General features: G+C 77.5%; 4 protein-coding genes. 3 read left to right on the top strand and 1 reads right to left on the bottom strand.

Annotation, left to right across the window (positions count from 1 at the left end; translation table 11 throughout):
* The 3 genes from ACI799_RS20990 to ACI799_RS20980 all read left to right on the top strand — a co-directional run.
* Positions 1-959: ABC transporter ATP-binding protein (locus ACI799_RS20990; RefSeq protein ID WP_456613858.1), on the top strand; the 959-nt coding region annotated here is incomplete at its 5' end.
* On the top strand, positions 956-1726 hold the full coding sequence (locus ACI799_RS20985; RefSeq protein WP_456613857.1) for an energy-coupling factor transporter transmembrane component T family protein: 771 nt from the start codon (positions 956-958) through the stop codon (positions 1724-1726). The genes ACI799_RS20990 and ACI799_RS20985, both read left to right, overlap by 4 nt.
* A 107-nt stretch (positions 1727-1833) precedes the next feature.
* Positions 1834-2256: an ATP-binding protein gene (locus ACI799_RS20980; protein WP_456589833.1), complete on the top strand. Its 423-nt coding sequence runs from the start codon at positions 1834-1836 to the stop codon at positions 2254-2256.
* A gap of 7 nt (positions 2257-2263) precedes the next feature.
* Here the strand turns inward: ACI799_RS20980 and ACI799_RS20975 are convergent, their stop codons facing one another.
* Positions 2264-4813 (bottom strand): SpoIIE family protein phosphatase, encoded by a 2550-nt coding sequence (locus ACI799_RS20975; protein ID WP_456613856.1) that lies wholly within the window; start codon positions 4811-4813, stop codon positions 2264-2266.
* Between the last annotated feature and the right edge of the window lie 317 nt (positions 4814-5130).

Below are 5130 nucleotides of genomic sequence, written 5' to 3'. Positions count from 1 at the left end.
CCCCCGCCCCGCGCGGGGGTCTGGTGCTGGTGGGCCCGCCCCGCGCCCAGCGCGCCCGGGCGGGGGGGGGGGGCGGGGGGTGGGGGGGGGGGGGCGGGGGGCCCCCCCGCCCCCCCACCCTGGTCGTCGTCGACCACGACCTGGAGGCGTGGCTGCCGCTCGTCGACCGGGTCGTGGAGCTGCTGCCGGGCGGCGGGCTGACCGAGCACGCCGCCGGCTGGACGCCGCCGCCGCTGCGGTTCCCGGCGCGCCGGGCCGACGCACCGGCCGGCGAGGCGCTCGTGCGTGCCGAGGCCGTCAGCTACACCCACCGCGGGTCCGACCGCCCGGCGCTCGCGCCGACCGACGCGGTTCTCCTCGCCGGCCGGACGCTCGCCGTGACGGGACCGAACGGCACCGGCAAGTCCACGCTGGCCCTGCTGCTCGCCGGGCTGCGCGCGCCGACCGGCGGGCAGGTCAGGGTCGGGCCGACCCTGCGCGCCGGGCTGCGCCGACCCGACCGGCCGCCGGCGCGGTGGCGGGCGGCCGAGCTGGTCGAGCGGATCGGCACGGTGTTCCAGCAGCCCGAGCACCAGTTCCTGACCGGACGGGTGCGCGACGAGCTCTCCCTGGGACCGTTGCGGGCCGGGGCCGACCGGACGGCGGCCGGCCGGCGCGCCGACGAGCTGCTCGAGCGGCTGGGGCTGGCCCCGCTCGCCGAGGCCAACCCCTTCACCCTCTCCGGTGGCCAGCAGCGACGGCTGTCGGTGGCGACCGCGCTGGCGACCCGGCCGCCGGTGCTGGTGCTGGACGAGCCGACCTTCGGCCAGGACCGCGACACCTGGGCCGAGCTGACCGCGCTGCTGGCCGAGCAGCAGGGCGAGGGCCGTGCACTGTGCCTGGTCACCCACGACACGGCCGTCGTCGGCGCGCTGGCCGACGAGGTGCTCCGCCTCGGCGACCCGGTGCCGGCACCGTGAGCGCCCCCCTCACGCTCGGCCCGGCCCGGGCCGTCCCGCTGTCGGCGATCAATCCCGTCGCCCAGCTCTCGGCGATCGTCGTCCTCACCGTCGTCCTGCTCGTCAGCGGTGACTGGGTGACGCCGTCGGTGGTCCTCGCCGCGGAGCTGGCGCTGCTGCCCGCGGCGGGCCTGACCACGCCGCGGTCGGTCCTGCGTCGCACGTGGCCCCTGCTGCTGAGCGCGGCCGGTGTCGCCTGGGTCAACGTCGCGTTCGGCACACTCGACGGCGCGGCGGCGTGGCTGAGCGGGGCCACCTGGGGGCTGCGGGTGATCGCGTTGGCCCTGCCCGGCGTCCTGCTGGTCTCCTCCACCGACCCGGTGCGGCTGGCCGACGCGCTCACCCTGCACTGGCGCGTCCCCACCCGCTTCGCCTACGGGGCGCTCGCCGCCCTGCGGCTGGTGCCGCTGCTGGCCACCGAGTGGCAGACCATCCGCCTCGCCCGCCGCGCCCGGGGCGTCGACGCCGGTGCCAGCCCGGTCGCCCACGTCCGGCTGTTCGCCGGCACCGCCTTCGCACTGCTCGTCGGCGCGATCCGGCGGGGGAGCCGGCTGGCGACGGCGATGGACGCCCGCGGCTTCGACTCCGGGATCCCCCGCAGCAACGCGCGGGGCTCCACGCTGCACCGGCGCGATGCCTGGTTCGTCGCCGCCGCCGCCGCGGTGTGCGTGCTCGCCGTGGCCGCGAGCGTCCGATCCGGATACTGGTCGCCGGTGTTCGTCGGCTGACGGTGTGATCCGCACGACATCAGGTTTGACGCCCGGGGCCACGACCCATAGGTGATGGTTAGGCCAGCACGCGGCAGCAGCAGGCCTCGACGGAGGAGAGCACAGGCGTGACAGGGCAGGCGGCCGGCACGATCTGGCCCTCGGCGTACCCGCCTGCGGCCGAGCCCGTCCTCGTCTGGGACCTGCACGACGTCGCCGAGCTCCCGGGTGTGCGCGCGCAGGTCCGCCACCGGGTGACCGGCCCGGGGATCGGTGACCTGCTCGACCGGCTCGTGCTCGCCCTGGACGAGATGGCGTCGAACGCGCTGCGCCACGGTGGCGGTGAGGTCCGGGCGGCCCTCCGCACCACCGGTGCCGCCTACCTCGTCGAGGTGACCGACCAGGCGCCGCACCGCCCGCCGGCACCGGCCGTCGGCCGCGACCCGAGCCTGGGGGGACTGGGCCTCTACCTGATCGCCGAACTGGCCGCCGCGCACGGCTGGTACGTCGCCGCGGGGCGCAAGCACGTCTGGGCGATGCTGGGCCGCTGAGCGGCCGTCAGCCGTGGGGGTGCAGCCGGACCGCCACGAGCGCGACGTCGTCCTGCAGCGCCTCGGCGGGGCGCAGCCGGTCGAGGACGGCGTCGCACAGCTCCGGCAGCGGCCGGCCCCCGAGGTCGGCCAGCGCCGCGCGCAGCCGGGCGGTGCCCTCGTCGAGCGAGAGGTCGCGCCCCTCGACCAGGCCGTCGGTGTAGAGCAGCACGGTCGTCCCGCGGGGCACCGTCACCACCGTCTCCGTGCGCCGCGTCTCCGGGTCGACCCCGAGCATCAGCTCGGCCCGTTCCCCCGCCAGCTCCTCGATCCGCCCGTCCGGCCGCAGGACCAGCGGCGGCGGGTGGCCGGCGTTGGACCAGCGCAGCCGGGTCATGCCGGCGGCGCGCTCCTCGGCCGTCTGCTCGACGCGCACGACCGCCGCGGTGGCCAGCGTGCCCACGTGCAGGCCGCGGATGGCGGCGTCGAGGTCGGTGAGCACCTCTGCGGGGCCGATGTCGCGGTAGGCGATGCCGCGCAGCATGCCGCGGAGCTGCCCCATCGCCGCGGCCGCCTCGGTGTCGTGCCCGACGACGTCGCCGATGACCAGCACGGTCGCGTCCGAGGGCTGCTGGAAGGCGTCGTACCAGTCGCCACCGACCTCCGCCACCGCCATCGCCGGCTGGTAGCGCGCCACGATCTCGGCGGAATCGGGCTGCGGCGGTGCGGTGAGCAGGCTGCGCTGCAGACCTTCGGCCAGCCGGCGCTGCTGCTCGTAGAGCCGGGCGTTGTCCAGCGCCAGCGCCACCCGGCCGGCGACGTCGCGCACAGTGGCGACGTCCTCCTCGTCCGGCAGCGGGCGGTCGGCGGACCGGTAGGCGCTGAGCGCCCCGAGCGTCCGGCCCCGGGCGGCCAGCGCCATCGTCACCGCCGACTGCGGCGCCAACCGCCAGAAGGCGTCGCTGACGTCGCCCGGTGGCAGGGTCTGCCCCACGGCCACCCCGACGTCGGGGACGACCAGGACCTGCCCGGAGGCGAGCGCCCGCATGATGGGGGCGTCGGGGGGCAGGGCGGCCAGCCGCAGCGCGGCGTAGCGGCGGACGGCGTCCCGGTACTCCGGGTCGCGGTGCCAGCTGGCGACGTCCCGCATCCGGCCTTCCTCGTCGGCGAGGCTCAGGATCGCCCAGTCGCCGAGCTCGGGCACGAGCAGCTCGGCGACCCGCTGCAGCGCCTCCTCCTCCCGCTGCCGGGTGTTCAGCGACGCCGACACGGCCGTGGTGGCGTGCGCGACCAGCGCGAGCCGGGCGGCGCTGCGCCGGGCCTTCTCCTCGGCCGCCCGGCGCTCGGTCACGTCGAGGAAGGACACCGACAGACCGTCGGGCGTGGGCCAGGCGCGCACCTCGAACCACGCGGCCAGCGGCGGCGGGTAGTAGGCCTCGAACAGCTGCTCCTGCCCGGTCGACACCGCCGTCCGGTAGTGCCGTTCGAAGTCGCTGTCCACGGCCGCCGGGAACCGGTCCCAGACGACCTGCCCGATCAGCTCCTCCCGCGAGGCGCCCAGCACCCGCTCGGCCTCGGCGTTGACGTAGGTGAAGCGCCACTCCCGGTCCAGCGAGAAGAACGAGGCCTTCATCGCCTCCAGCAGGCGGGCGAGGCGGACGTCCTCCTGCCGCTGCGGCGTCGTGTCGTAGGCGGCGCCGAGCAGCCGCACCGCGGTCCCCCTGTCGTCGGAGACCGCCCGGCCCCGGCCCCGCACCCAGCGGGTCAGCCCTGTCGGCAGCACGACCCGGAACTCGGCCTCGTAGTCGCCGCGCCCCTCGATGGCCGTCTGCAGGGCCTCGGTCGTCCGCTCCCGGTCGTCGGGGTGCACCCGGGCGACGAAGGAGTCGATCCTCTCGTCGAACCCCGCTCGCTCGTAGCCGAAGAGGGCCAGCATCCGGTCGTCCCAGAGCAGCCGGCCCGTGACGAGGTTCCAGTCGAAGCTGCCGATGCCGGCGGCGTCGATGGCCAGCTCGAAGCGCAGCCGGTGCGCCTCGTACTCCGCCGTGAGCGCCATGAGCTGGAGCTCGGTGCTGACCGAGTCGGCGAGCTGGCGGAGCAGGGTCACGTCCCGCTCGGTCCAGGCCCGTGCCCGGGGCTCGTACGCGCACAGCGCACCGATCGGGTCCCCACCCGTGGCCCGCAGGGGGATGCCGAGGAAGGCGCCGACCTGCCCGGACCGGACGGGGTCGCGGTCGGCCACCCGCTCGTCGCGGGCTGCGTCCGGCACGACGAGGGGGCCGTCGGCCGTCGCGGCGACGGCGCACAGCGAGGAGGCCAGCGGCAGCCGGGCCCCGATGCCGCCGGGTGGCAGGCCGGTGCCGGCCACCGCGGTCTGCACCTCGCCGACGAGGGAGACGTCGACGGACTCGCAGTCCAGCAGCCGGGTGGCCAGGTCGGTGAGCCGCTGCAGGCTGCGGTTGCCGAGGGCCTCGCCGGCCAGCCGGCGCACCGCCTCGGCGCGGTCGGCGATGCCCGTCGCCGAGCGTTCGGCAGCGCCCAGGGGGGCCGGCCCGTCGGGGAGCTCGGCGGCGGTCACGTGGGTTTCCCTCCACAGACGGTCCGCGGGTGGCCGGCGGCACGGCTGCTCCGTTTGCGCGGCGAGAGGTGCAGAGCCTGTCACACCGGTCGGCCGGGCGCGCGGATCGCGTCTGCAAGGGGACCGTGAGGAGGGCGGGAGAGGGCGGGTGGGGGTTCGGTAGCCGGGGCGGGCGCCCGGGCGGGGACCGGACCGGCGAGCGGTCCGGCCCGGGGGGGGGGGGGGGGGGGGGGGGGGGGGGGGGGGGGGGGGGGGGGGGGGGGGGGGGGGGGGGGGGGGGGGGGGGGGGGGGGGGGGGGGGGGGGGGGGGGGGGGGG

The organism is Blastococcus sp. SYSU DS0753 (genome assembly GCF_054051175.1).
The sequence above is the reverse complement of the archived record's forward strand: the minus strand, read 5'-3'. Positions and strand labels throughout refer to the sequence as shown.